Annotated in this window: 22 protein-coding genes; 11 read left to right on the top strand and 11 right to left on the bottom strand. The window is 74.7% G+C overall.

Features of this window, described 5'->3' with window-relative positions; all coding sequences use genetic code 11:
• Nucleotides 1-106 precede the first annotated feature (106 nt).
• On the bottom strand, nucleotides 107-715 hold the full coding sequence (locus tag ACFYU9_RS02155) for a TetR/AcrR family transcriptional regulator (RefSeq protein WP_389210028.1): 609 nt from the start codon (nucleotides 713-715) through the stop codon (nucleotides 107-109).
• A 558-nt stretch (nucleotides 716-1273) separates the two neighbouring features.
• On the opposite strand from ACFYU9_RS02155, the gene ACFYU9_RS02160 reads away from it, so the two are divergent.
• Nucleotides 1274-2098, top strand: coding sequence for a helix-turn-helix domain-containing protein (locus ACFYU9_RS02160; RefSeq protein WP_389341531.1), 825 nt, complete (start codon nucleotides 1274-1276; stop codon nucleotides 2096-2098).
• 80 nt (nucleotides 2099-2178) lie between these two features.
• Here ACFYU9_RS02160 and ACFYU9_RS02165 read toward each other — a convergent pair whose 3' ends face one another.
• Nucleotides 2179-4989: a hypothetical protein gene (locus ACFYU9_RS02165; RefSeq protein ID WP_389341534.1), complete on the bottom strand. Its 2811-nt coding sequence runs from the start codon at nucleotides 4987-4989 to the stop codon at nucleotides 2179-2181.
• A gap of 169 nt (nucleotides 4990-5158) precedes the next feature.
• Here ACFYU9_RS02165 and ACFYU9_RS02170 point away from each other — a divergent pair, with 169 nt between their 5' ends.
• A complete protein-coding gene (locus tag ACFYU9_RS02170; protein WP_389210034.1) occupies nucleotides 5159-5779 on the top strand; it encodes an L-threonylcarbamoyladenylate synthase in 621 nt (206 codons plus the stop codon).
• A gap of 142 nt (nucleotides 5780-5921) precedes the next feature.
• Here ACFYU9_RS02170 and ACFYU9_RS02175 read toward each other — a convergent pair whose 3' ends face one another.
• Complete coding sequence (locus ACFYU9_RS02175) at nucleotides 5922-6881, bottom strand: hypothetical protein (protein WP_389341537.1); 960 nt, start codon at nucleotides 6879-6881, stop codon at nucleotides 5922-5924.
• A gap of 126 nt (nucleotides 6882-7007) precedes the next feature.
• Between ACFYU9_RS02175 and lexA the strand changes: the two genes are divergently transcribed.
• Entirely contained in the window at nucleotides 7008-7679 is a 672-nt protein-coding gene (gene lexA, locus ACFYU9_RS02180; protein ID WP_389210038.1) for a transcriptional repressor LexA, read from the top strand.
• Nucleotides 7680-7802: 123 nt separating this feature from the next.
• On the opposite strand, the gene ACFYU9_RS02185 is transcribed toward lexA, so the two are convergent.
• The 3 genes from ACFYU9_RS02185 to ACFYU9_RS02195 form a co-directional block, all read right to left on the bottom strand.
• The gene (locus ACFYU9_RS02185; protein WP_389341540.1) at nucleotides 7803-8393 is read right to left on the bottom strand and encodes an isochorismatase family protein; all 591 of its coding nucleotides are present in this window, start codon (nucleotides 8391-8393) and stop codon (nucleotides 7803-7805) included.
• 167 nt (nucleotides 8394-8560) lie between these two features.
• Nucleotides 8561-9544, bottom strand: coding sequence for a M48 family metalloprotease (locus ACFYU9_RS02190; protein WP_389210042.1), 984 nt, complete (start codon nucleotides 9542-9544; stop codon nucleotides 8561-8563).
• Nucleotides 9541-9912: a BlaI/MecI/CopY family transcriptional regulator gene (locus ACFYU9_RS02195; RefSeq protein WP_389210044.1), complete on the bottom strand. Its 372-nt coding sequence runs from the start codon at nucleotides 9910-9912 to the stop codon at nucleotides 9541-9543. Before ACFYU9_RS02195 ends, ACFYU9_RS02190 begins: the two co-directional genes overlap by 4 nt.
• A 165-nt stretch (nucleotides 9913-10077) precedes the next feature.
• Here ACFYU9_RS02195 and ACFYU9_RS02200 point away from each other — a divergent pair, with 165 nt between their 5' ends.
• On the top strand, nucleotides 10078-10752 hold the full coding sequence (locus tag ACFYU9_RS02200; protein ID WP_389342944.1) for a DedA family protein: 675 nt from the start codon (nucleotides 10078-10080) through the stop codon (nucleotides 10750-10752).
• Nucleotides 10753-10806: 54 nt separating this feature from the next.
• Nucleotides 10807-11463: a phosphatase PAP2 family protein gene (locus ACFYU9_RS02205; RefSeq protein WP_389342946.1), complete on the top strand. Its 657-nt coding sequence runs from the start codon at nucleotides 10807-10809 to the stop codon at nucleotides 11461-11463.
• On the opposite strand, the gene ACFYU9_RS02210 is transcribed toward ACFYU9_RS02205, so the two are convergent.
• Both ACFYU9_RS02210 and ACFYU9_RS02215 read right to left on the bottom strand, forming a co-directional pair.
• Nucleotides 11420-11644: a twin-arginine translocase TatA/TatE family subunit gene (locus ACFYU9_RS02210; protein WP_389341543.1), complete on the bottom strand. Its 225-nt coding sequence runs from the start codon at nucleotides 11642-11644 to the stop codon at nucleotides 11420-11422. The two genes, ACFYU9_RS02205 and ACFYU9_RS02210, sit on opposite strands and share 44 nt — an antisense overlap.
• A gap of 2 nt (nucleotides 11645-11646) precedes the next feature.
• Nucleotides 11647-12678 (bottom strand): sporulation protein, encoded by a 1032-nt coding sequence (locus ACFYU9_RS02215; RefSeq protein ID WP_389341546.1) that lies wholly within the window; start codon nucleotides 12676-12678, stop codon nucleotides 11647-11649.
• A gap of 165 nt (nucleotides 12679-12843) precedes the next feature.
• Between ACFYU9_RS02215 and ACFYU9_RS02220 the strand changes: the two genes are divergently transcribed.
• The 5 genes from ACFYU9_RS02220 (at nucleotide 12844) to ACFYU9_RS02240 (ending at nucleotide 18587) form a co-directional block, all read left to right on the top strand.
• Nucleotides 12844-13605, top strand: coding sequence for an HNH endonuclease family protein (locus ACFYU9_RS02220; RefSeq protein WP_389341549.1), 762 nt, complete (start codon nucleotides 12844-12846; stop codon nucleotides 13603-13605).
• A 182-nt stretch (nucleotides 13606-13787) separates the two neighbouring features.
• A complete protein-coding gene (locus tag ACFYU9_RS02225; protein WP_389210054.1) occupies nucleotides 13788-13913 on the top strand; it encodes a class III lanthipeptide in 126 nt (41 codons plus the stop codon).
• A 156-nt stretch (nucleotides 13914-14069) separates the two neighbouring features.
• Complete coding sequence (locus ACFYU9_RS02230) at nucleotides 14070-14195, top strand: class III lanthipeptide (protein WP_389210056.1); 126 nt, start codon at nucleotides 14070-14072, stop codon at nucleotides 14193-14195.
• A gap of 94 nt (nucleotides 14196-14289) precedes the next feature.
• Nucleotides 14290-17037, top strand: coding sequence for a class III lanthionine synthetase LanKC (gene lanKC / locus ACFYU9_RS02235; RefSeq protein WP_389341552.1), 2748 nt, complete (start codon nucleotides 14290-14292; stop codon nucleotides 17035-17037).
• Nucleotides 17034-18587, top strand: a complete 1554-nt coding sequence (locus ACFYU9_RS02240; RefSeq protein WP_389210060.1) for an ATP-binding cassette domain-containing protein — start codon at nucleotides 17034-17036, stop codon at nucleotides 18585-18587. Before lanKC ends, ACFYU9_RS02240 begins: the two co-directional genes overlap by 4 nt.
• Before the next feature lie 104 nt (nucleotides 18588-18691).
• Here the strand turns inward: ACFYU9_RS02240 and ACFYU9_RS02245 are convergent, their stop codons facing one another.
• From ACFYU9_RS02245 to ACFYU9_RS02255, 3 genes are all read right to left on the bottom strand, one after another.
• A complete protein-coding gene (locus ACFYU9_RS02245; protein ID WP_389341555.1) occupies nucleotides 18692-21598 on the bottom strand; it encodes an AAA family ATPase in 2907 nt (968 codons plus the stop codon).
• A 180-nt stretch (nucleotides 21599-21778) separates the two neighbouring features.
• Entirely contained in the window at nucleotides 21779-22447 is a 669-nt protein-coding gene (locus ACFYU9_RS02250; RefSeq protein WP_389341558.1) for a response regulator, read from the bottom strand.
• Complete coding sequence (locus tag ACFYU9_RS02255) at nucleotides 22444-23580, bottom strand: hypothetical protein (RefSeq protein ID WP_389341561.1); 1137 nt, start codon at nucleotides 23578-23580, stop codon at nucleotides 22444-22446. Before ACFYU9_RS02255 ends, ACFYU9_RS02250 begins: the two co-directional genes overlap by 4 nt.
• A 287-nt stretch (nucleotides 23581-23867) precedes the next feature.
• On the opposite strand from ACFYU9_RS02255, the gene ACFYU9_RS02260 reads away from it, so the two are divergent.
• A complete protein-coding gene (locus ACFYU9_RS02260) occupies nucleotides 23868-25133 on the top strand; it encodes a YncE family protein (protein WP_389210068.1) in 1266 nt (421 codons plus the stop codon).
• Nucleotides 25134-25175 lie beyond the last annotated feature (42 nt).

A 25175-nucleotide genomic window follows, 5' to 3' on the forward strand; every position in this document is an offset into this window, starting at 1 on the left:
CCTGGTCCGGTGACACCCTGGCCCGGACGGCGCCGAGGACCCCCTCGGCCGTCGCCCGGGCCTCGGCGTTCCACGGCAGGGCCGGGAGAGGGCGCCTTCGTCCGGACTACGCCCGGGCGTCGCGGGGCCGGGCCACCGTGACCAGATAGGCCGCGTACTCGTCGAGGGCCGCGAGGGCGAGGGCGTCGTCGCGGTCGATCAGCCAGGTGAGCGTCAGACCGTCGAGAACGCCCAGGCCGTGCCGGGCGAGGACCGGCAGCGGTACCGTCCACTCGACGCCGGCCAGCCGGGCCATCGTCTCCAGGGAGGCGACGGTGACCTCCGCGTAGTGCGCGTACTGCCGGCGCGCGAGTTCCGCGAGACCGGGCTGGCGCAGCGCGTACTGGGTGAGCTCGTACGTGAGGAGGTGCTCGTCCGGGCTGCGGCGGATGCCCTCCCAGTAGGCCCGCAGGCCCGCCCTGATCGTCTCCTCGGCCGAGGCGCCCTCGCCGGCCGCCGCGACGGCCGGCGTCGAGGCGCGCACCATGATCCGCTCGATGACGCTCTGCAGCAGCTCCTCCTTGGAGCGGAAGCAGTAGTGGAACGCGCCGAGCGGCAGTCCGGCCTCGCTGACGACCGCGCGCGTGGTCGCCTTGGCCACGCCGTCGCGGATCATGACCCGGATCGCCGCCTCGATCAGCTCCTCGCGGCGCTCGTCGGCCGAACGTCGGGTCATGCGCGGCTCCAGGATGCGGTCGGTGGCGTGCCGGTGGGCGGGCTCCGGGCACGCTACCCCACCGGTGCGGATCTTCGCGCGAGGAGACGAGGAGGGGCCCCGGGCAGAGGTGGAGGGATCTGCCCGGGGCCCACGAACCGGCCGGCCGGCGCCACGGGCGTACGCCGACGGCCGCTCGTACGGTCGGTGCCGAGGACGCGACATCGTGGCGATTGTCGGCACCGACCGCAGCGGTAGGCCCCCCGAACCACCGGCGCGGGCGGGCCGGTGCGGCGCCCGAGCGCCGGCCGGCCGCCCCGCCGGAGCTTCGGCGAGGACGGACGGGGCTGCCCCAACGAGCCGACGTGACGGATCTGGCCGCCCGGCTCGCACATTGCCCCGCCGTGATGCAGTGTGGCCGTCCCGCCCCGCTTCCCGGCAGGTCAGACGTCCACACCACCCAGCTTGTCCCGTCGGCCGGGCGATATCTACGCGCAGTTTTTATGAGGAATACCGGCGCCACTAATTCCCTCGCCGGCGGCGCCGGCGGTACCACGGGGGGACGACACGACGATGGCCATGAACAAACCCGCGCTGAAGGCGCTGCTGACCGAACGCCGGGCGCTGACCGACCCGGCGGAACACGGCCTCACCCGCCCCAGAGGCCAGGGCCGCCGCGCCCACGGCCTGTCCCAGCAGCAGGTCGACTGGCTGACCGCGCGGGCGCTGCACACCTACAGCAGACTGGAGACCGGCCGCTATCCCAACCCGCCGGTCGACTACCTGCGCCAGATCGGCCGGCTCTTCGGGCTCAACGAGCAGGAGTGGGACAGTCTCTGCCGCTACGCCGGCATCGGCGACCCGCCCGGCCCGCTCTCCACGGTCTCGGGCCTCGAAGTGCACGCGGCCTGGCAGGAGGCCGTCGACGGCATCGCGCACATGGCGTACGTCACCGACGCCTCCTGGAACCTGCTCGCCTACAACGAGCCGCTGGCCGAGGCGTTCCCGGGCGGCCGGACCCCGGACAACATGATGAGCTGGATGCTGCTCGACCCCGACGGCCGCGTCACCCTGATGAACTGGCGGACCGTCTGGGCGCCGCTGGTGCTGCCGCAGCTGCGGGCAGCGCTCGCACTGCGCCCCCACGACGAGACGCTGCTGCGGATCGCCCGGGAGGCGGTCGGGGACCCGGCCCTGCGGCCGCTGTGGGAGGCAGGCGGGGCCCAGGTCCACCCCGACGGCGACGAACGCCCCTTGCGGCACGCCCGGCACGGGCCCGGGTACGTCACCATGTGCGCCGCGCAGCCGATGACGGCCCCGGGCTCACGGCTGATGATCCTGGTCTTCCACCCGGGCGCTCCCCGTGACCAGGCCCGCCTTCCCGTGCTCCGCGCCCCCCGCTGACGCGACGCGCCGTGAACGGCGGACGGCCGCCGGCCCCCGGAGGGGCCGGCGGCCGCCGGGTCGTGCCGACTCATTCCGGCTCAGGCGGCGTCGCGCACCGTCCCGGTGAACTCCGGGCCCTGGACCTGCTCCCACTTGTCGTCGTACGTGAACATCCGCGCGCGCAGCGACTCGACGGGCTCCCGTAGCGTGTCCTTGGCGGTGGGCAGGGTCACGTCGGCGGAGGTCCGGCCGGCCGGGACGGAGAAGCCCACGTACATGTCCGCCGTCAGCGCGGACAGCGGCACCGCCGGGTTCGGGACATGACCGAAGTACATCTCCAGCCAGGCCGGGTCGAGGTCCGCAGTGCTCAGCTCCGCGCCGCCGGTGACCGGCAGGAAGGTGATCCCGCCCGAGACCTCGGCGTCGGCCGCCTCGGACAGCGTCACCCGCCAGGTCAGCGTGCCGCCCTCGGTCACGTCGGCCGCGACCGGGGTGAGCCGCACCTTCGGCATCGGGTCGTCGTTCTTCGCGGTCACGCCGCCGTGGTGGGCGCCGACCACCGCGCCGCGCACCGCCTTGACGAAGGCGTCCTGCGACACGTCGTACCCGAAGCGGGTGTTGCCGCGCACCTCGACCTTCACGTCGATGTCCTGGCGGCCCGGGCGGACCGTGACCAGGCGCGAGACGACCTCGTCCGTGCCGGGCTTCGGCACGAACAGCCGTACCTGGCCGCTGCCCTGGCCGGAGACCCGCACCGGGACCCGGTAGGTGCGGACGCCGGAGTCGCCCTCCTTGACCGTCAGCCGCCCGATGTCGACGCGCGGCAGCTGCGCCGCGGTGACCGCCGGCAGACCGGGGCGCCAGCCCCAGACGTCCATCAGCCACGCCTGTCCCGCCGCGCTGCGCGGGGTGAGGCCGAGCGCGGTGATCTTCCCCAGGTCCAGGTGGGCCCGGGTGGCGGCGGACAGCGGGACGCGGACCTCGCGGGCCCACAGCGCGGTGGTCCGCTCGCTGGCGGGCAGCCCGTCCACGCGGACCCTGCCGAGGGACGCGCGGCGGCCCGAGGCGTCGGTCACGGCCACGTCGAACTCGGTGCCCGCGGTGTTCGGCGGCACGAACAGCCGGAGCGCGAGGGACTCGGCGCCGTTCACCGCGACCGGGCGCGCGGAGCGCACGGTCACCGGGGTGCCCGGACGGGTCCAGCGCAGCGCGATCGCGTCGCGGCCCGGCTCGCGGCCGGTCTCCCAGAACGCGAAGTGCGGCGACTGGCCGCCCTCGTCGGGCTTCAGGCAGGAGCGCGCCGGGTCCGGGTCGATCTGGGCGCACAGCCGGCCCGCGCCCGACACGGTGACCGAGGAGCCCGGCAGGAAGGCGGGCGTGCGCCGGCCGCCGACCGCGTGGGTGAGCACCCGCGCCGGGCCCGCCGAGGGCGCGCGGCGTCCGGTGCCGTCGATCAGCGGGCGGACCTTGTCGTCGCCGTCGACGAACACCCGGGCCGCGGCCGCGATGTACGTGGCGCCGGCGGCCTGCTGCTTCGCGGCGGTCAGCCGGCTCGCGGTGCCCGGCGAGCAGACCCGGTCGGTCGTCCCCGGCTCGGTGCCGAAGTCGTCCTCGGCGGGCGCCTTGGCCTGCCCCGGAGTCCACTCGCTGTTGAAGAAGTTGTGGTTGGCGCCCACCACGTAGACGGCGCTGTGCAGCGCCGCGCCCTTGCTGACGCCCCGGGTGCCGTCGACGTAGATCTGGCCCTGGAGGTCGGAGACGTCACCGTCGCAGCCCGGCAGGATCGTCATGGACGGCACGTCCGGGACCGGGTTCTGGCCGAAGATCGTGGGCCCGATCAGGACGTTGCCGCGGATCTTCCACCGCACGGGACCCCGGTAGCCGTCCTGGTCGGCCGGCGGCGGGTAGAGGCTGTCGAGCGCGGCCCGGTTGACGCCCTCGCCGCCCCGGGAGTGGCCGACGAGCAGCACCTTGGAGAGGTCGGCGGGCGCGGTGCCCCGCACCGCGGCCGGTGCCCTGTCCGGGTGCGCGGCCCAGTCGGCCCAGCGGGCGAGGTGCAGCCGGACCAGCGACGAGCGGGCCTGGGCGCCGCCGTCCTGGGCCTGGTAGTCCTGCCCGTTGATGCCGTTGGCGGAGATGGACACGGTGACGTAGCCCTGCGAGGCGAGCAGCTTCTGGGCCGTCAGATAGCCCTGGTGGCTCGGGATCGGCTTCGTGCCGGCCGGGCAGGGCCACGCGCCGCTGACCTCGGCACTGCCCGGGGTGTAGCAGGTGCCGTGGCGGCCGTGCAGGAAGAGCGCGACCGGGCGCTTGCCCGGCGCGTTCGCCGGGCCGACGACGGTGGCGCGCATCTCGACGGGCGCGGGGAAGCCGGGCAGCTTCACCGCGTCGAGGTCGTACTCGCCGCGTACGGTCCGGTAGCGGCCGGGCACGCCGGGGTCCACCGGGTTCGCCGGCAGCGGCGGCTCCGGCCGTACGGACGGGGCGAGCGGGCGGGCGGGGGCGAGCCCGGGCACGCGGGCGGCGCCCGACGCGGACGCGGGTGCGTCGAGACGGCGGCCGGCGGCGGTCACGCTCAGCTCGGCGCCCCGGTCGACGGAGGTCGCCCCGAGCGTCAACCGAAACGTTTTTCCATCGGGTTGGGCCACCGGATGCCCGAGCAGCCGGTCCCCGTCCCGGAACTCGACCCGGGCATCGCCCATGGGTACGGGCTCCGGCGACGTCCAGACCAGCTGCCGGCCCGCGCCGGTCCCGGCGAAGTGCCATCCGTCGGGCAGGCCGAGCCCGCCGTCCGGCGACGCCGTCGGCGGCTGGTGCGGCGCCGGCTGCGCGGACGCGATGCCCGGCGCCGCAGCCGTCAGAGCCAGTAAGGCCACTGCGGTGGTCACTCCGCGTGTGACACGTATCAAAGCGGTCTTCCTCACGATCGGTTCTCGTGGGGAAACGCCTGGGACCTCCCCGTCGCCCGGTCTCCCGGGCATCACCGGCCCCGAGTTCCCCCCTCGCCCCGGGAGGACGGTGCCACGGGCCCGCGGGTTGCCTCGACCCGCCCGGCGACCCATCCCGTAGGGTCGGGAAATGGCCAAGTACTTCGACGTGCACCCGATCTCGCCCCAGCCCCGCACCATCGGCACCGTGGTCGACAGCCTCCGCGCCGGCGCCCTGATCGCCTACCCCACCGACTCCTGCTTCGCGCTCGGCTGCCGCATCGACAACCACGAGGGCATGGAGCGGATCCGCACCATCCGGCGTCTCGACGACCGCCACCACTTCACCCTGGTCTGCGAGAACTTCGCCCAACTCGGTCAGTTCGTCCGCTTCGACAACGACGTCTTCCGGGCCGTGAAGGCCGCCACCCCCGGCAGCTACACCTTCATCCTGCCCGCCACCAAGGAGGTCCCGCGCCGCCTCCAGCACCCCAAGAAGAAGACCGTCGGCGTCCGCATCCCCGACCACGCCGTCACGCTCTCCCTGCTCGCCGCCCTCGGCGAACCCCTGGTCTCCAGCACCCTGCTGCTCCCCGACGAGGACGAGCCGATGACCCAGGGCTGGGAGATCAAGGAGCGCCTCGACCACGTCCTCGACGCCGTCGTCGACTCCGGCGACTGCGGCACGGAACCCACCACCGTCGTCGACTTCTCCAGTGGCGAGGCGGAGATCGTCCGGCGCGGAGCGGGCGACCCGAGCCGCTTCGAGTAGAGCCGCCCGCCCCGGCCGGACGGCGACGGCCGAACCGGGTCGGCCGGACCGCGGCGGCCGTTAGGTGCGGCCGAACAGGGCCGGCGAGCCCGGGGCGGTCAGTTCGGACCAGGTCGGCCGGCCGGGCCGGCCGGGCCGCGTGTCAGCCGACCCGCATCGCCAGACCCGGGAAGCGGAAGCGGTACGGGTGCCGGAACTCGCCCTCGCCGCCCAGGATGAGGTCCCCGGGCCCGGCCACCCCGGCCGCCCTCGCCGTGCGGACGAGCAGCGCGGACATCTCCGGGGCGTCCACCTCGCCGGGGCCGCCCGCCGCCACGCGCCACGGCGGCTCGCCGTCGAGGGCGTCGGCGAGGTGACCGGGCGGCAGGGACTCCCGGCGGGTCCAGCCGAGGGCCGCGGCGTGCTCGCCGGTCGCCTGCGCGCGGACCCGGTACTCGGTGAAACCGAGGAAGAGCCGGTCGTCGCAGACGATGTCGAAGAGCAGCGGTCCCCGGTCGTCGATCATCCCGTACAGGGGCATCGAGTGGGCCACGCCGAGCGCCACGGTCTCCGCCGGCAGCGTGCGCAGGAACGCGCCGAGCGACGACCGCAGGCTCTCCCAGTCGTCGCCGTGCCCCTCCCAGTTCGGATGGTCGAGCTCCTGGCCCGAGCTCTCCAGGGTGCCGGTGAAGCCGGTGCCGGACAGGGCGTACCACTCCTCCCACGGGCCGGTGGGCTGGAGCACCAGCTCGGGCCCGGCCGCGCCGGCCCGCAGTTCGAGCGTGGTGCCGTCCTCGCACCAGCGCAGGAAGGGGCGGCCCCAGACCGGGTCGGTCCGGCGGCCGAACGGGCGGGTGTGGCCGTGCGCCCCGAGGTGCGTGGCGTCGCCGAGCACCGCCCGCAGCGCGTCCGCGACCCGCCGGAACTCCCGGGCCTGCGCGAGCGGTCCGGCGTCCGGCCGGCTCACCGGGACCACCAGCTCCAGCGGACCGTCCGCCATGTGGTCCGCGGAGAGTCCGAGCCGGCCGGCGAGAGCGCGCAGCTCCGCCCCGGTCCAGCGAAGGCCGGCGCCCGCGCCCAGCAGCGTGCGGCCGAGAGGTGCCACGTCAATGATGTCGATCATGACTCATGGGTACCAGCCGGGACCGACAACGGTCCGACCGGTGGACCCGACCTGCTGCGATGTCAGTGCGGCGGGTTAGTGTGCAGTATCGGCGCAAGCGGAAGAGCGGAAGGACGGAGGCCGACGATGAGCAGGAACCGTGCCGGCCGGCCGCCGGGCACCCGGACCAACGACGACGGGCTGACCCAGCGGCAGCAGCAGATCCTCGACATCATCCGCTCCCACACCCAGGACCACGGCTTCCCGCCGTCGATGCGCGAGATCGCCTCCGCCGCCGGGCTGCTGAGCACCTCCAGCGTCTCGCACCAGATCCGGGCCCTGGAGAAGAAGGGCTTCCTCCGCCAGGACCCGCAGCGCCCGCGCGCCTACGTGGTGGCCGACGCCGGGGCCCCGGCCGGCCCGGACGGCAGCCGGGCCGAGCGGCAGGCCGTGGCCGTGCCGCTGGTCGGCCGGATCGCGGCCGGTGTGCCCATCACCGCCGAGGAGCTCGTCGAGGACACCCTGGTGCTGCCCGCCCAGGTCGTCGGCGCCGGCCGGCTGTTCGCCGTGACGGTCGTGGGCGACTCGATGCGGGACGCGCACATCCAGGACGGTGACGTCGTGGTCGTCCGCGCCCAGGACACCGCCGACGACGGCGACATCGTGGCCGCCCTGCTGGACGGAGAGGCCACCGTGAAGCGCCTCGCGCACCAGGGCCCGCACGTGTGGCTGATGCCGGCCAACCCGAGTTACGCGCCGATACCCGGCGACGACGCGACCGTCCTCGGCAAGGTCGTCTCGGTCTTCCGCACGCTCTGAACCCACCGCGACGGGCCACGTGTGCTGGGCCACCTGCGCCGGGCCCCTCCGCGCCGGGCCCCCACGCGCGAGGCCCCCGCGCTCGCCGAGCCCGTCGTCGCCCGGCCCGCACGCTCCGAGCCGTCAGCTCAGCGCGGCCGCCGTCGGCACGACGACCCCGTAGAGGTCGCCGACGGTCGCGAGCGCGCCGTCGTGCAGCTGCCGCGCGGACACCTCGGCGCCCGGCGCGGCCAGCGGACGGGTCGCGCAGGCGTCGGCGACGACGGTCGGGCGGTTGCCGCGCAGGAAGGCGCCGGCCGTCGTGAAGGCGACGCACATGTGGGTCATGAACCCGGCGACGACGACGTCCTCGTGCCCGGCGGCGTCCAGGTGCTCGCCGAGGTCGGTGCCGACGAAGGCGTCCGGCGCCGTCTTGACCACGACCCGCTCGCCCTCGGCCGGAGCCACCCGGGGATGGATCCGGCCGATCTCGGCGCGGATGTCGTACGGGGTGCCCTCGCCGCCGTCGTTGACGACGTGGATCACGGTGGCACCGGCGGCCCGGGCCCGGGCCAGCAGGCCGGCGGCGGCCTCCAGCGCGGCCTCCCAGCCGGTCAGCTCCATGACCCCCCGGGTGTAGGTGTTCTGGTAGTCGATCAGGATCAGCGTCGCGTCGGCCAGCGAGGCCGGGGTCTCGTCGAAGCCGTTGAGCGCGCGCAGGGTGGTGGTCGGCATGACGCCCTTTCTCAGGGTGGGTCGGGGAAGGGGCGCGGCCACCGGTCCGCTTCCGGACCCCGGTCGACCGCGCCCCTCCACGCTACGAACCACCCGCTGACGGCGGCAATGTCATGTGATCCGCAGATCCGGACATCGCCGCGGCGCCGCGTCCGCGCGGCCGCCGGTCAGAGCTCCGCGCCGTCGCCCTGGGCGACTTCGACGTCCCGGTGCAGCAGCGTGAGGCCCGCGGTCGCGGACCCGGCGGCCGCGCCGCACAGCAGCGCCATGGCGAGCAGGGCGGGCGCGAGCCGCCGGGTCGGCGCCCGGCCGAGCAGCGCCCTGACCCGCGCGGGGACGGGGCCGCCGACCGCCCGGGCGGCGAACGAGGGCCCGTCCGCGCGGTCCCGGGTGGCGGCGAGCGCCGCCCGGCCGACCGCACGCGCGGTCAGCCCGCGGTCCCCGGACCGCCGGGCCGCCGCCTCGTCGGCCGCGCGCTCCGCCGCGTACGACACCTGCCGCAGCACGCCGCCGAGCGCCGGGTGGCACCAGCCGGCGCACCGGGCCACGGCCAGGAAGACGTGGTGGCGCCCGGCGAGGTGGGCGCGCTCATGGGCCAGCAGCGCCTCGCGTTCGGGCGCGCTCAGGGCGCGCAGCATGCCGGAGGTCACCACGATCCGCTCCGGCCGCCGCCGGGTGCCGGGCAGGGCCGGGATGCCGGGCAGCGCGTAGGCGTCGGCGCGCGGGTCGTCGACGACGCACAGGCCGCCGGCCTGCGGCAGCCCGGCCACGTCCGCGTGCGCGGCCCGGAACCGGCCCGCCTCCCGCGCGGCCCGGCGGACCGTGACGGCGGTCGTGACGGCGAGCGCCCCGGCGGCGAGCACGGAGAGGCCGAGGACCAGGGTGCGCGGCCCGGTGTCGAGCGGGCGCGCGAGCTCGGCGAGGTGGGCGAGCGGCGGCACGGCGAGGGCGAGCGGCAGCAGCAGCGCGCCCAGGCAGGCGACGACCCCGAGGGCGAGGACGGCGGCCGCGGCGGTCACCGTCCACAGCGCGATGTCGGGCCGCACCCGCTCGGCCACCCGGCGGGCGAGCGGCGGCAGCCCCCACGGCAGGAGCAGCGGGAGCAGCAGCAGGGGGAGCGGCACCAGGGCCGGCAGCGCCGGGACGGTCACGATCCGCCGCCCTCCAGAAGGCGCCGCAGCTCGGCCTCGTCCGCGGGACTCAGCCCCTCGACGAACCGCGCGAGGACCAGTCCTCGGTCGGCGTCCTGCTCCAGCTCGCGCCGCATCCGGCGGGCCGTCAGCCCGTGCGAGTCCTCGATCGGGTGATAGACGAAGCCGCGCCCGGCCGGGCTGCGGTCGATCGCGCCCTTCTCGTACAGCCTGGCCAGGAGCGTCGCCACCGTGGTGCGGGCGAGCGGCTGCGGTATCGCGGACCTGATCTGGGCGGCCGTGCACGGTCCGCCGGCCGCCCAGAGCGCCGCGAGCACACTGGCCTCCAGCTCGCCCGAGGGCCGCCGCTCGTTCTCCGTCTCCGCCATGGAACCTTCGTCTCCAGATGTTCGTCTACAGTGTTGTAGACCGACTACTGTTCTGTAGACGAAGGATACGTGGTCGTCACCCCCGCCCGCCCGGGCACGCCCACGACCGCACCGCAGCACCTCCACCGCCGCCGCACCATCGCTCCAGAACGAAGGGCCGAGCCGATGCCCCTGCCGCTTGCCGCCGCACCCACGCTCACCGCGCTCGCGGTGAACCCGCTGGACGCGCACTCCCTGCTGGCCACCTTCGGCACGCTCGGCATCGCGTTCGTCCTGTTCGCCGAGACCGGCCTGCTCATCGGCTTCTTCCTGCCGGGCGACTCGCTCCTGTTCACCGCGGGACTGCTCTGCGCCGGCTCCGCCACCGCGCCCGGCCACCTCTCGCTGCCCTGGGTGCTGCTCGCCGCCATCGCGGGCGCGCTCGCCGGCGCCCAGACCGGCTATCTCCTCGGCCGGCGCGCCGGACCGGCCTTCCTGGCCCGGACCCGTTCGCGCAAGATCGCCGAGGGCACGGCCCGGGCCGGCGAGATCCTGGAGCGGTACGGACACGCGAAGGCGATCGTCCTCGCCCGCTTCCTGCCGATCGTGCGCACGGTGCTCAACCCGCTCGCCGGCGTCCTCGCCGTCCCGGCCCGCACCTTCGCGCTCTGGCAGGTGCTCGGCGGACTGCTGTGGACCGTGGGCGTGACCCTCGCCGGCTACGCGCTGGGCGCGTCCGTGCCCAGCATCGACCGCTATCTGCTGCCGATCATCGCCCTGGTCGTCGTGGTCTCGCTGATCCCCGTCGCCCTGGAGCTGCGCCGCGCCCGCCGGACCCGCCGCGCCGAGGGGGGCGTCTGACCCATGCCCCTCACGCCCCCCATGAATCCCATGACCGCCGTGCTCTCCCCGCCCATGGCGGCGCTCGCGTCCCAGGCGGCTCCCGCGCCCGGGAACACCTTCGACGGGGCCGCCATCGACGGACCGGCGTACCTCGACGTCGTCCACGCGGCCCAGGCCGCTCCCGGCTGGTTCGACCGGGCCGCCGACGCCTACTCCACCTACGGGCTCGCCCTCTTCGCCGTGCTCATGGTCCACGGCTGGTGGCGGGCGCGCGGCCGGGGCGACCGGGACCGGGCGGTGCGGGCGCTGGCCGCGCCGGTGGTCACGGTCGCGGCCTTCGCGGTGAGCTCCGCGCTCAAGCTGCTCGTGCGCGAGCTGCGGCCGTGCCAGTCGCTGCACGTGGTGACCCTGGAGGCGTGCCCCGCGACCGGGGACTGGTCCTTCCCCAGCAACCACGCGGCCATCGCCGCCGCCGCGGCGGTCGCCCTCTGGTTCGTCTCCCGGCGGCTCGGCCTGGTCGCGAGCGTCTGCGCGCTGGCGATGGCCGCCTCACGGGTGTGGGTGGGCGCCCACTATCCGCACGACATCGCCGCCGGGCTCGCCGTCGGCGCCGCGGTCGCGATGTCGCTCGGACTGCTCGTGCGGGGCTTCGCCCCGGCCCTTGCCGGGGCGATCCCGCGACCGGTCAGGACGTTCGCTCTGGGTCCTGCCCCGGAGGCGTCGGCCTGACCTGGTAGGTGGCCCGGGGCTCGACGCCCTCGGTGTCCTCGGCGTCCTTGGCCGCCCGGGCCTCGCTCTTGAGGATGCGCGCCGACTTGCCCGCGCTGCGGGCGAGGTCGGGCAGCTTCTTCGGGCCGAGCACCACGATCGCGATGATCAGCAGGATCGCTATCTCGCTCAAACCGAACACGGTCAGTCCTCCCAGCCCTCGTCGTCACCCTCGTCGTCGCCCTCGAAGAAGTCGCCCACCTCGTCGACGACCTCCGCGGCGACCATGCCCCCGACGACGCCGACGGCCAGCCCCGCCGCCCCCGCCGCGATCGCGGTGCCCATGCCGGGCCCCGAGCGGTGCCCGTCGTGCTCGTCATACCCGTGGTGGCCGTGGTGACCGCCGTGATGGCCGTCGTGGTGCCCCGCGTGATGATCACCGTGGCCGTGCGCGGCGCGGCGGTCGAGGAGCTCCCGGATCCAGCCGTCGACCAGGGCCGTCCAGTCGGTGTGCCCGGCGTACCCGGCGTCGTGGTGGCCGACGCTGAACAGGGACAGCGCGTCGTGGCCCGCGGACAGGAACCCGCCGCGCTTGTCGGCCTCCAGGACGACGTCGAGGCCGCCCGGCCCGGCCAGGAAGGTCACCTCCAGCTCGTTCACCTGGTGCGCGTACCGCGGCCCGGGTGACAGCTCGATCTCCTGGTAGAAGGGAAGCCGCTGGGCGGTGCCGCCGATCCGGCCGAGTTCGAGGTCGGCGGAGCGGAAGCCGAAGCCGAGCTGTCCGAGGGCCTCCAGGACCGCCTCCTGCGCGGGCAGCGGGCGGACCGCGAGCGGATCCAGGTCGCCCTTGTCGCGGGCCCCGGCGACCCCGAGCTCGGTGCGCACGCCCAGGACGACGCCGAGGCCCTGCCCGTACAGCTCGGTGACCGGCGTCTCCCAGGGCAGCGGGACGGAGAACGGGACGGTGCGCTGCTCGCCCGCGCCGAGCCGGAAGCCGCCGCCGACCACATGGCGGTCGAAGACGACCGTTCCCTCCGACTCGCCCTCGCCGTGCTCGGCCTCCACGCGGGCGACCAGCTCCAGGGTGATGTGCTCGATCGTGAAGTCGCTGTCCCCGCCGCGGAGATGGACCTGGCCGCCGAGCGGGCCGCCGGGGGTCACCGGGCCGGGATCGAGGACCGTGTCCACGGCGGGGCCGCCGACACCCAGCGAGCCGAGCAGTCTCTTGAACACCATCGTGGCGTCCACTCCTTCGTCGCATGCCGATGCGCCGCGTGCCTCACGTGCTCCGCGGTTCTTCTACGAGACTGTAGAGCATCGCTGGTGCCTGCATTGTTCCCCGTACTCGAACGGATACGCTGCCGCGCGTAGCAGCGGCAAACGGAGGGAACGATTCGGCTCATGCGGCGTCAGCAGAGCAGGTACATAACGGCATTCATCGCGGCGGCACTGCTCGCCGTCACCGGATGCGCGGGACAGGGTGACGGCTCGTCCGGACCGGACGGCAAGGGGAAGCCGTCGCGCACGGCGGGACCCGCGCGCTCGGGCGGCGCGACCCCCGCAGGCGAACCCACCGGAGCGCCCGGCGGCGCCTCGGCCGGCGACGGCACGCTCCCCGGCATGCCGACCGCCGCCCAGGCCCGCAGCCGGCTCGCCGGCCTCAAGGTGGCCCCCAGCGGATCCATGACGGGCTACAGCCGCGACAAGTTCCCGCACTGGGCCGAACAGGGCGACAGCTGCAACACCCGCGAGACCGTCCTGGCGCGCGACGGCAAGGGCGTCAAGCGCGACGCCGAATGCCGCGCCGTCTCCGGCACCTGGGTCAGTGCCTACGACGGCAAGACCTTCGCCAAGGCGTCCGGCCTGGACATCGACCACACCGTGCCGCTCGCCAACGCCTGGCGCTCCGGCGCGAGCGGCTGGACCCAGGAGAAGCGCAAGGCGTTCGCCAACGACCTCACCCACCCCCAGCTCCTGTCCGTCTCGGCCGTCTCCAACCGCTCCAAGGGCGACCAGGGCCCCGACGCGTGGCAGCCGCCGCTGCGGTCCGACTGGTGCGCCTACGGCCGGGCCTGGACCTCGGTGAAGTCCACCTACGGCCTGACGGTGACCGCGGCCGAGAAGACCATGCTCGGCAGGATGCTGGACACCTGCGGCTCCTGACCGGAATCCGTCCGGTCAAACACCACCATTCGCGCCGCCCTGGGGAACCGTGTTCCTGGGGGCGGCCGCCGCGCATTATGGGGGCGGATCTCCCATGTGCGAGTGATCCACGCCGAGTTGACTGGGCACATGCCGAGCGGCCGACCGGCACCGATATCCACTCGCATTCGAAGGAGAGATTCATGAGCAGCGTCCTGAAGCTCCAGAACATCGAGGCGACCGCCTCCACCAACGCCGCCGCCGTGGTCAGCCTCACCAGCTCCGGCAGCCAGTGCTGCGGCCAGGACGACACCAAGCCCACCGAGTAGTAACCCGACGGCGATCCGCGCGGGGGCGCACACGGACGCCCCCGCGCGGATCCCGTGCGTCCGCGCCGACCACAAAGGCTGCCGCGTGCCGAACGGCAGGCCGGACCGGCGGGCCGGCCGGCACCGGCATCCCCTCGCATCCGAAGGAGACGGCTCATGAGCAGCGTCCTGAAGCTCCAGAACATCGAGGCGACGGTCTCCACCATTGCCGGCCTCAGCAGTTGCACCAGCTCCGCCAGCAACTGCTGCAACAAGGACACCAGCGAGCCGCAGCCGGAGTAGTACCCCGGCGGTGGTCTGCGCGGGGGCGCACACCGGCGCCCCCGCGCGGTTGCCGTGCGTCCACACCGACCACAAGGGCTGAACAGAGGCTGAGATGCGCAACGAACGATGGGTCAACCGCTTCCTCTTCGCGTGGAACAACACGCTGTCCTTCGACCCGCTCGACGTCCACTACGTCCCGCGGGAGGACCACTTCCTCGCCGGGCTCGACGAGCGGATCCGGGCGCGGTTCACGCGCAGCGGCATCTGGTGGAGCCACCGGCTCGACCCGGACCTGCCGGCGCAGGGCTGGAAGATCCACGTGTCCGCGACCCATCGCACCGTGTACGAGACCGCGGCGACCGTCATCGGCTATCTCACCGAGCACCGGATCGACTTCAAGCTCGCCCTCGACCTCAACATCTTCGAGATGCTCAACTCCAAGGGCATGGCCCGGGGCAGCGGCGGCAAGCTCGTCACGATCTACCCGCGCGACGAGGAGCGGTTCAAGGAGGTCCTGGCCGACCTCGCCGTGCTCCTGGACGGCGCGGAGGGCGCGTACGTCCTCTCGGACCTGCGCTACCGCGACAGCAAGGCGCTGTACTTCCGCTACGGCCAGTTCCTCGACACGCACACCGTCGACGCCCTCGGCCGGCGCGTCCCGCACATCACCGGACCCGACGGCACGCCCGTACGCGACAGCCGGCTGCCCGGCCAGGCCCACCCCGACTGGGTGCCGTGGCCGTTCGACGACTGGAAGCCCGAGGACGACGAGGACGACGACGGGCTGCTCGGCGGGCGCTTCCGGGTGACCGGGGCCATCCAGTTCTCCAACGCCGGCGGCGTCTACACCGCCGAGGACACCGCCGACGGCGACCGCAAGGTGGTCCTCAAGGAGGCCCGCCCGCACACCAACCCCAACCCGCGGCAGGACCACGACGCCCTCGACATCCTCGAACGCGAGTGGACCTTCCTGAAGCGGCTCGACGGCACCGGCCGCTTCCCCGTGCCCATCACCAAGTTCCAGCACTGGGAACACCACTTCATCGCCGAGGAGTTCATCGAGGGCACCGACATCCGCTCGGTGCTCCTGGAACGCAACCCGCTGGCCCGGCCCGGCTTCGACGTCGAGAAGTCCAAGGAATTCCTGCGGATCTACCTCGCCGTCTTCCGGAGCCTCGCCCGCGCCGTGCGCGCCGCCCACGAGCGCGACGTCATCCTCGGCGACCTCACCGCCGCCAACCTGCTCATCGACTCCGACACCTACGAGGTGACGGTCGTCGACCTGGAGGCCTGCCGGCTCGCCGCCACGGCGGACGGCCGGGCCGAGGAGGGCCTGGACCGGCCGGTCGAGCTCTTCACTCCCGGCTTCAGCCTCTCCAAGCACACCTACAAGGCGCACGGCTTCGAGGGCGACCTGTTCGCGCTCGCCACCACCATGGCGTACTTCGTCTTCCCCATCGCCGCCATGTCGTACCTCCGCGACAACGTCCTCGACGTCTTCCGCCTCTACTTCGACGGCCTCGGCTGGCCGCCCCGCGTCCACGAGCTGATCACCGACCTCGCCGCGGCCCGCATCACGCCCACCGAGCTCATCGAGGCGCTGAGCGACGACGAGAGCCTCGTCGACCAGGTGCGCACCCCGAGCCCGCGGACCGTCGACCCCGCCGCGCTGGTGCGCGCCGAGGCCGGCGTGGCGGCCTTCGCCGCCGCCGTCGCCGACACCGGACGCGCCACCCTCTTCCCCGTCGACCCGTTCGCGCACGTCACCAACCCGCTCAGCCTCGGCTTCGGCGCGAGTGGCGTGCTGTGGTCGCTGCACGCCTCCGGACAGCCGGTACGCCCCGAGTGGCGGGAGTGGCTGCGCGAGCGACTGGCCGGAATCAATCTGTCCGCCTACCCGGACGGGCTGATGAGCGGCCTCGCCGGCATCGCCTGGGCCGCCGACACCCTCGGCCTCTCCGCCGAGGCCGCGGAGCTGCTCGCGCACGCCAACCGGCGCGCCCACGCACCCGGCGCCGAGCCCGACCACACCTTTTACTACGGCCTCGCCGGGCTCGGCATGACCAACCTCCGCTTCCACCTGCACGCCGGGGACGCCGACGCCGCCGCCGACCACCTCGCCGCGGCCCGCGCCTGCGCGCAGGTGCTGTGCGAGACCGCGCGGCGCGAGGACGGCCACGCCTACTGGCTCAACTCCTTCTCGCCCGAACGGCCGCTGACCGGCCTCGGCTTCGGGCAGGCCGGAGTGGCGCTGTTCCTGCTGCGCATGCACCAGGTCACCGGCGAGAAGCGGTACCTGCGGATCGGCCGCGAGGCGCTCGCCTGGGAGATGCAGCACGCCGAGCCCATCGACGACGAGGGCGGGCCGATCATGTTCGACCACCAGGGCACCATGGAGCCGTACGTCGAGGTCGGCTCGGCGGGCGTCGCGCAGGTGCTGCTGCGCTACGGCGACCTCGACAACGCCCGGGAGGTGCTGCGCGGCCTCGACGTGGGCCACTCGGTGCTCCCCGGCTACTGCTTCGGCATGAGCGGCATCGCCGACGCGCTCCTGGACGCCGCCGAGTTCACCGGCGACCCCGGCTTCCGCGACACCGCCCTGCGCCAGCTCGACTACGTCCGCCGGGTCTTCCTCTTCGAGCCCGGCGCCCGCTTCCGGATACCCGCCGGCGAGCCCTCCGCCGAGGGGGCCACCCTGCTCGGCGTGCCCGGCGAGGGCCTGCTGCGCTGCTCCACCGACTACCTCACCGGCTCGGCGGGCGTGCTGCGCGTGCTGCACCGGGCCAACCACGGCGGACGGCCCGACTTCCTCCTCGACGAGCTCGGCGGAGCCGACGGGGCACCCGGGGCGGCGCGGTGAAGCAGCTCTGGCGCACCCTGCTCGGCCACCGCACCCCGTTCGCGGTCATCCTCGTCGCCGAGGCCGTCACCGCCGGCTCCGAGGCCCTGCTGCACCCGCTGCTGCTCAAGGCCCTGTTCGACCAGGCGATCCTCACCGCCGACTTCCGGCGCTTCCTGCTCCTCGGCGGCTGTTACCTGCTGCTCGGCCTCAGCCTCAACCTCGCCGGCTACGCGGTCGCCGTCCGGCGCAAGCGCTACGAGAACGGCGTCGTCCTCGCCCTGGAGACCGAACTCCTCGCCCGCACCCTCGGTCTCGACGGGCGCGAACTCGCCGAGACCGGCCACGCCTCCTACGTCAGCCGCATCCACAACGACGTCCGCGAGGGCGTCCTGCCGGCGATCGACGTGGCCATCCGCATCGCCCGCCAGGCGGTGTCCTCCACCGTCTTCCTCGGCGTGCTGCTCTACCTCTCCTGGCAGGCCAGCCTGATCCTCCTGGTGATCGTGCCGCCGCTGGTCCTCGTCAGCAACCGGCTCGCCAAGCGCATCGCGAAGAACACCGAGGCCGAGCGCGACGCCGAGGCGCGCTACGTCAACACCCTCACCCGCACCCTCGAGGCCTTCCACGCCCTGCGCGGCCTGTCCGCGCTGCTGCCCGGCACCCGCGCCGCTAACCAGCGGGCGCTCGGCGGCTTCCTCGGCATCACGCTCACCAACTACCGCCTGGGCCAGCGCCAGCGCACCCTCAGCGACCTCGTGATGAACCTGTCCGACACGGCGTCCATGGTGATCGGCGCGTTCTTCGTGTTCAGCGGCCGGATGACCTTCGGCAGCTTCCTCGCCTTCGTCAACTCCCTGTGGCGGGCCGTCACCGGCCTGTTCGACCTGGTCAACATGATCCCGCAGACCCGCCGCAGCACCGCCGTCCTCCAGCGCGTCGAGAACCTGCGCGCCGCGCTGCGGACCCCGTACCACGAGGAGGGCGCGCTGGTACGGGTCCGGGACGCGCGCATCCGCTACGGCTCCACCGACGGGGCGGACGGCGGCGCGACCGTCGCACTGCCCGACGTCGAGCTGCGGGCCGGCGAACACGCCCTGCTGCGCGGCCCCAACGGCTGCGGCAAGACCACCCTGCTGCACGTCATCGCGGGCACCCTCGCCCCCGACAGCGGCACGGTCACCCTGCCGCCGCGCGTCGCCGCCCTCACCACCCCGGTCGACCTGCCGCCCCTGCCGGTACGCGACCTGGTCACCGACCCGGCCCTGCGGAGCGCCCTCGCCCTGGACGCCCTCGCCGGCCAGCTGCCCTCCGACCTGTCGTCGGGACAGCGCCAGCGCGTCGGCATCGGCGTCCTGCTCGCCGAGGACGCCGACGTCTACCTCGCCGACGAGCCCTTCGCCAACCTCGACGACCACGGCCGCGCCCTGGTCCTCGGCCTGCTGCGCGAACGCACCGCGGGCCGCGCGCTGCTGGTCGTGCACCACGGCGACGAGGACCTCGACCGCACCTTCGACCGGGTGATCCACCTGGCCCCCGTCGGCGCCGCCGTCAGCGGGGCACGGAGCTAGCGGTGCCCCGCCGATCACGCCGGGCTCGATCGGCGGGGCACCCCGCCAGGGCCCGTCCGGCGGATCAGGGTCAAGGGACGGCCCCGATCCGCCGGACCGGCCCCTCAGCCGGCGACCAGCTCGCGGGCCGCCGAGGCGAAGGCCTGGCGGTTGGGGTGGCCGGTCTTCTGCAGGAGGCTCGCCACGTGCTTCTCGACGGTGCGCGGCGAGATGTGCAGCCGGCCCGCGATGTCCCGGTTGCCGAAGCGCTCCGCGAGCAGCCGGGCCACCTCGAACTCGCGCACCGTGATGCCGTGCCGCCGCAGGCCCGCCGGCACCTGCTCGGTGCCCGAACGCCGCTGCCGCACCGGCGCGCCCATCCCGCGCAGCAGGGACCGGCAGGCGCCCGCGACCGCCGCGAGCCCGGCGCCGTGGAAGTGCTCCTCGGCCTCGCGCAGCCAGTCCACCGGCGCGCCCCAGCCGTCCTCGTACGCCGCCCGCGCCACCAGGCGCAGCCCCAGGTGCCTGGCCACGGGATACGGCTCCGCCGCGGCGAGCGCCGCCCGCGCGGCGGCCGTCGCCTCGCCCGGGCGGCCCTCCCGGCCGAGCAGCACCGCGTGCGCCAGACCGGTGAACGGCCGGTTCCAGCCCGCCCGGGCCGCGCCCGCCGCCACCACCTCGACGTGGTGCGGCCGTCCCATCCGCCCGGCGAGCACGCCGAGCAGCAGCGCCGGACCGTGGCGGCCGAGGTCGCCGACGGCCGGATTCTCCGCGTCGTACGCGACGGCCTGCGCGAACTCCCGTTCCGCGGCCTCGTGGTCCTCCTCCAGGAGCGAGCAGAACGCCCGCGCCAGCCCGTACTCCCGCGCCCGCACCCCGGGCGCCGCGTCCACCAGCGGCGCGAGGCGCGCCAGGGCCTCGCACAGCTCGGTCCTGCGGCCCTGATGGGCGGCGAGCACGGCCTCGGCGAGCCGCCACATCGCCTCGGCCCGGCCCAGACCCTGCCGGGAGGCCTCGGCGGCGCCCTCGCGGATCAGCTCGCCGGCCGCCGTGAACGACCCGCGCCGGACCTGGTCCAGCGCCAGGGCGTACCCGGTCTCGTGCACGACGGGCAGCAGCTCCGCCGCGGCCGCCTCCTGGCGGGCCCGTTCGACGGGGGCCGTCAGTCCTTCGTACCGCAGGTCGAGCCGGGCCAGACAGGAGTCGGCGGCGATCCGCAGCGGGCCGAGGCCATGGGCGGCGGCGAGGCCCCGGGCCTGCGCGAAGGCGTCGCGCGCGGCCTGCTCGTCCCGGTCCGCGGTGAGCCGGCCGAGCGCCAGCAGGGCGCGGCCGGCGGCCTCGGGCAGCCCGCCGCGGCGCGCCGCGTCGGCCGCGAGGCGCGCGGACCCGGCGGCGGTCCGCAGCCGTTCGGGCGCCACCCGCCCCGGCTCCACGTGCGCCCCGGCCAGCTCCACGACGGCCGTGTGGTCGTCGTCGGCGCCGTCCCCGAGCTGCCAGCGCGCCACGTCCAGCTCCCGCACCGCCTCCGACGGGCGGCCGGCGAGCGCGTGCAGCTCGGCGAGGCCGGCGTGCAGGGTGGCGCGCAGCGGGCCCGGGGCCGGCAGGGACGCGGACGGCGCTCCGGCCGGGCCGGCCGGGGCGGCGAGCTGCTCCGCCGCGCAGGCGGGGAGGACGTCGAGCCGGCCGGCGCGGAGCGCGGTGTCCAGGAGCCGGGAGAGCACGTGGGCGTGCGGCCGGGGCGACGCGGCCGGGTCGAGCAGATCGTGGGCGTGGCGCAGCAGCTCCAGGGCGCGGCCGGGCCGGTTGTCGGCCATGGCACGCTCCGCCGCCTCGGCGTAGTGGTGGGAGGCCTCCACCGGATCGCCGGCCCGCTCGTGGAGTGCGGCGGCGTGGGCGCGCCACGCGCCGGGCAGCCCCGGGTGCAGCGCGGCGAGGGCCCGTGCCGCGCGGCGCGCCAGGCCGGTCCGCTCGCCGGGCGTGAGCCCCTCGCGCAGGGCCCGGGCGGCCATCGGCGGGTGGAAGGCGTACCACTCGGGTTCCGCCGAGTCCGGCACGAGCAGCGAGGCGTCGACCGCGGCGGCGAGCAGGGCGTCGATCTCGCGGTCCGGGCGGCCGGCCGCCTGCCGTACGACCGCGAGCGGGAACCGCTCGCCGAACAGGGCGGCCAGGCCGAGGACTTCGCCGCCGGGCGTGCCAAGCCGGGCGGCCCGGCCGCGTACGCACTCCGCCGCGGCGGCGGGTACCGCACCGCCGCGCGGCGCGCGCGCCAGCTCCGTCGCGAAGAAGGGGATGCCGGCGCTGTCGTGGAGCACCCGCAGCGCGTCGGCGGCATCCGCGCCGGGCATCAGCCGTCGTATGTCCTCCAGGCCCAGCGGCGCGGGCTCGACCGTGGTGGCGGTCCCGTTGCGCCGGGCCCGTGCCGCGAGCGCGGCGGCCGGGCCGGGGCCCTTGCCAGCGGTGAGCAGGAGGGCGACGGGCAGCGGGCCGAGGTGGTCCAGGAGGTACTCGACGACGGCGAGCGTGCCGGTGTCGGCCGCGTCGAGGTCGTCCAGGACGAGCAGCAGCCCCCGTCCCCGGCCCGCCGCGGCGAGCAGCCGCAGCACCGCCTCCGCGGCGACCAGCGGAGACACGGCGGCGACCCCCGTACGTGCCGTGCCGTCCGCCAGCCGGGCCAGGACCGGCCCGTACCGCCCCAGCTCCGCCGGATCCGGTGCCGGTCCGGTCCGGCCGAGGGTCAGCAGTGCCTCGGTCAGCGGCCGGTAGGGCACATCGGACGGTGTCACCGTGGCGGCCCGTCCCCGGGCCGTCACCATGCCCGCCGCCGTGGCCGAATCGAGCGCCTCGGCGGCGAGGCGGGTCTTGCCGCAGCCCGGCCCGCCGGTGACGAAGAGCGCCCCGCCGCGTCCCGCGCGGGCGGAGCCGAGGAGACCGGCGAGGTGCGCCGACTCGGAACCCCGGCCCTCGAGTTCCTCCCGCCCCCCGACGGGAGGGGGCACGGGGGCCGGGGTGGTACAGGCGTGCGGCTGGGTCATCTGCCTCTCCAGGGAGTGGGGGAGAAGAGGAGGAGAGCCGGGCGGCCGGCGTCGAAGATGGTGGCGCCGCGCGGGGAGGCTGGGGGTGCCGCCGCGCGGTCGCCGTGGACGACGATAGGAAGGGGGCCCCTGCCCCCTGCAGCCGTCCGTTTGGGGGGCTTGCGTGTCCCCCGGCCTTCGTCAGCCCCCTTCGAGGCTGTCCTCGCGGACCCGGCAGGCGAGGTCGATCTTGGTGTAGGCGGGGCGGCCGGCCTGCCGGTACTTGGCCTTGACCCGGTCCAGGTAGTCCTTCGCCGTGTGCACGGTGATGCCGGCCCGCCGGGCGGCCGACTTCAGCGTCATGCCGGACGCGTAGTCCAGCAGGATCTCCCGTTCGCGCGGCGACAGCCGGGGTCGGGCCGGGCTGGTGTCGTGCGCGCAGGCGAAGGCGAGTTCGGGGGAGTGGGCGCCGTGACCGGCCGCGATGTCCTTGATCGCGGAGACCAGGGTCGGCAGGTCGTTGTCCTTCGTCAGATAGCCGTCGGCGCCCGCCCGCAGCGCCTCGATGACCCGGGTCCGGTCGGGCACGGTGCTGATCACGAGGACCCGGCTGCCGCCGCTCAGCAGCCGCCGGATGTTGTCGGCGGGCTCGGAGCCGTCCCGCAGCAGCAGGTCGAGCAGCACGAGGTCGGGCGGCACGTCGCCGGTCAGGTCGAGGAGTGCGCCGACGGTCGCCGCGGTGGCGGTGATCCGCAGCTCGGGCACCTGGCCGAGCCAGGACCGCATGCCGTCGAGGAGCATCCGGTCGTCGTCGACGACGGCGACGGTGATCATCCCGGTCCCCTCGGTTCTCCGCGTGGCACCGGTCATCCGGGCCACCTCAGTTCCACCCGCACGCCCTCGCCGGGCGCCGTGTCCACGACGGCCCGGCCGCCGACCTCGGCCAGCCGGGAGTAGACCGAGCCGCGCAGGCCGAAGCCCGGCACGTAGTCGTCGGGGTCGAAGCCGGGGCCCCGGTCGACCACGATGACCAGGAGCCCGCGTTCTCCGCTGCCCGCCGCGGTGAGATAGGCGTGATTGGTGCCCGCGTGGCGCCGTACGTTGTTGAGCGCCTCGCGCGCGGCGTCGGCGAACGCGGCGGCCACCTCGGGCGGCACCGCGGGCAGTTCGTGGTACTGGGCGGTGACCCGCAGCCGCAGGCTCTCCGCCGAGCGGACGGCGTCCTCCAGGGCGGCGCCCAGCTCCGGGTGGTGGACCTCGTCGGCGGTCTGCTGGATGAGCCGGCGCAGATAGGCCGCCTCGCGGCCGCAACGCTCCCTGACCTCGGGCGCGTTGGCGTCCACACCGCCGCTCGCGAGCGTGGTCAGGGTGGCGAGCACCGTGTCGTGCAGCGCCCGGTGGTGGTCGAGGCGTTCGGCGTACCGCGCCTTCTGGTGCTCCGCGGCGAGGGCGCGGGCGTTGGCCTCGTCGAGCAGCCGCCCCTGGCGGCGCAGGTACCACCACATGATGGCGGTCATCGCCGCGGACGCGAGCAGCGAGTTGAGGTGCCCGCCGAGCACCGCGCCGCTCGCGCCCACCAGGTGGTAGCCGAGCAGATGGGTGACGACGAGCAGAGCGATCGCGGCGAGGGCGTGCGGCCGCTTCAGGACGATGGCCGCGAGGCTGCTCGCCGAGCCGCCGAGCAGCATCGCCCAGCCGATCGCCGGGGTCTCCCGCACCCCGCCCCACGCGTACAGCGCGTACGGCAGCGCGCAGCCGGTGACCAGCACATCGGTCCAGACCAGGCGTGGCTCGAACCAGCCGCGGCGCAGCGCGGCCCCGTAGACGAGCAGGCTCAGCGCGAGCGCCACGGCGAGGCACACGTACTGCACGGGGTGGCCGGCGCGGTGCTGGGCGACGGCGAGGAAGCCGACCGTGAGGTGGCTGGCCCGGTAGAGGAGGGTGGTCAGGATCATGAAGGACTGGGCCCGTTGGAGGCCGGATCCGACCCCGTTCGCGGGCATCAGCGCCCGTAACCGTCGTATCGTCCCGCTCACCTTGCGCACCGTTCCCCCCAGAAGTTGTCGCCGTCACGCATTGTGCCTCAGCGAGCACCCGTCGACAGGGCCGCTACCAGCCGTTTTGCGGAGGGTGTGAAGACGGTGTGCGGATGGTGTGCGCGTGCCGCGAGCCGGTGTGCGGGGCGGTGCGGGGGAGGGGTGCGGGAGGGGTGCGCCAAGGGCTTGTCGGTGTGACATGTCCATGGTTACCTCGGGTAAGTCCTCGTCAGGAGCCGGAAGAAGGAACCTTCATGCCCTCTCCCCGCCTGCGCCCCGGCGCAGCCCTCGCCGCCGCCCTCGCCCTGCTCGCCGCGCTCGGCGGCACCGGGGCCGCCGCCCAGCCGGCCGCCGCCACCAACGACGCCGCCGGCGGGCTCCGTGAGGTGATGTTCGTCGGCAACAACTGGGACGGCACCGCCGATGTCATCGCGTCCCGGGGCGACTTCGGCCGCGTAGGACGCGTGAACGTGATCCCCGACAAGGAGGAGCGCCTCCGCGAGATCCACCTCGACCCGATCCGGCTGGCCTACTTCCTCGGCGTCCGCAGCGGACCGGGCGAGGGGCACGACCAGTTCGTCGACGACATGTACGCCACGCCCGACGGGACCGCGATGGTCGTCTCCCGGCCCAGCTTCGCCGACGTCGTCTCCATCGACCTGCGCACCGGGCGGATCAACTGGCGCTTCCCGGTGGCCGGTTATCGCTCCGACCACATGGCCGTCTCGCCCGACGGCACCCGGGTCGCCGTCTCCGCGTCCACCGCCGACACCGTCCACGTCCTCGACATCGTCACCGGCCGCCAGCTCGGCTCCTTCAAGACCGGCGACAAGCCCCACGAGAACGTCTTCACCTCGGACGGCCTGCTGTGGAACATGTCCATCGGCGAGGTCACCACCGCCCTCGACGCGCCCTGGCTCGACTGGACCAAGGGCGACCGGAGGATCACCGTCGTCGACGCGGCCACCTACAAGACCGTGCGGGTCATCGACATGCGCGAGCGGCTCGACGCCTTCGGGCGCGGCGACCTCTCCGACGCCGTGCGGCCCCTCGTCTTCACCCCCGACGAGAAGAAGATCTACTTCCAGGTCTCGTTCTTCAACGGCTTCCTCGAGTACGACATCGCCACCGACCGCATCACCCGTCTGAAGACGCTCCCCGGCAATCCGGCCACCAATCCCGACCGCACCACCTGGGTCAACGACTCGCGCCACCACGGGCTCTCGATCAGCCCGGACGGCGACAAGCTGTGCGTCGCCGGGACCATGGACGACTACGCGACCGTCGTCGACCGGGCCACCCTCCAGGAGGGCCCGCTGGTCGAGGCGAGCAAGCCGTACTGGGCGACGGTCAGCGGCGACGGCAAGGCCTGCGTCATCTCCGAGAGCGGCGCCGACCGGGTCACCGCGATCGACTTCGCCACGGGACGGCGGGTGGCCACCGTGGCCGTCGGCGACCACCCGCAGCGGGTCCGTCTCGCCCGCGTCCCCGCCGACTGGACCGGTCCGGCGGCCGGCTGACCCGCCCCGCGCACGGCGAAGGGGCCTGCCGGGTCGGCGTCC

The sequence above is a fragment of the Streptomyces sp. NPDC004327 genome (genome assembly GCF_042873935.1).
Classification (GTDB): Bacteria; Actinomycetota; Actinomycetes; order Streptomycetales; family Streptomycetaceae; genus Streptomyces.

Bases quoted from the DNA above. Each gene is read 5' to 3' on its own strand.
- ACFYU9_RS02155 (WP_389210028.1), bottom strand. From the start codon at position 715: ATGACCCGACGTTCGGCCGACGAGCGCCGCGAGGAGCTGATCGAGGCG.
- ACFYU9_RS02160 (WP_389341531.1), top strand. From the start codon at position 1,274: ATGAACAAACCCGCGCTGAAGGCGCTGCTGACCGAACGCCGGGCGCTG.
- ACFYU9_RS02170 (WP_389210034.1), top strand. From the start codon at position 5,159: ATGGCCAAGTACTTCGACGTGCACCCGATCTCGCCCCAGCCCCGCACC.
- ACFYU9_RS02175 (WP_389341537.1), bottom strand. From the start codon at position 6,881: ATGATCGACATCATTGACGTGGCACCTCTCGGCCGCACGCTGCTGGGC.
- lexA (WP_389210038.1), top strand. From the start codon at position 7,008: ATGAGCAGGAACCGTGCCGGCCGGCCGCCGGGCACCCGGACCAACGAC.
- ACFYU9_RS02185 (WP_389341540.1), bottom strand. From the start codon at position 8,393: ATGCCGACCACCACCCTGCGCGCGCTCAACGGCTTCGACGAGACCCCG.
- ACFYU9_RS02195 (WP_389210044.1), bottom strand. From the start codon at position 9,912: ATGGCGGAGACGGAGAACGAGCGGCGGCCCTCGGGCGAGCTGGAGGCC.
- ACFYU9_RS02200 (WP_389342944.1), top strand. From the start codon at position 10,078: ATGCCCCTGCCGCTTGCCGCCGCACCCACGCTCACCGCGCTCGCGGTG.
- ACFYU9_RS02205 (WP_389342946.1), top strand. From the start codon at position 10,807: ATGGCGGCGCTCGCGTCCCAGGCGGCTCCCGCGCCCGGGAACACCTTC.
- ACFYU9_RS02215 (WP_389341546.1), bottom strand. From the start codon at position 12,678: ATGGTGTTCAAGAGACTGCTCGGCTCGCTGGGTGTCGGCGGCCCCGCC.
- ACFYU9_RS02220 (WP_389341549.1), top strand. From the start codon at position 12,844: ATGCGGCGTCAGCAGAGCAGGTACATAACGGCATTCATCGCGGCGGCA.
- ACFYU9_RS02225 (WP_389210054.1), top strand. From the start codon at position 13,788: ATGAGCAGCGTCCTGAAGCTCCAGAACATCGAGGCGACCGCCTCCACC.
- ACFYU9_RS02230 (WP_389210056.1), top strand. From the start codon at position 14,070: ATGAGCAGCGTCCTGAAGCTCCAGAACATCGAGGCGACGGTCTCCACC.
- lanKC (WP_389341552.1), top strand. From the start codon at position 14,290: ATGCGCAACGAACGATGGGTCAACCGCTTCCTCTTCGCGTGGAACAAC.
- ACFYU9_RS02245 (WP_389341555.1), bottom strand. From the start codon at position 21,598: ATGACCCAGCCGCACGCCTGTACCACCCCGGCCCCCGTGCCCCCTCCC.
- ACFYU9_RS02250 (WP_389341558.1), bottom strand. From the start codon at position 22,447: ATGACCGGTGCCACGCGGAGAACCGAGGGGACCGGGATGATCACCGTC.
- ACFYU9_RS02255 (WP_389341561.1), bottom strand. From the start codon at position 23,580: ATGCCCGCGAACGGGGTCGGATCCGGCCTCCAACGGGCCCAGTCCTTC.
- ACFYU9_RS02260 (WP_389210068.1), top strand. From the start codon at position 23,868: ATGCCCTCTCCCCGCCTGCGCCCCGGCGCAGCCCTCGCCGCCGCCCTC.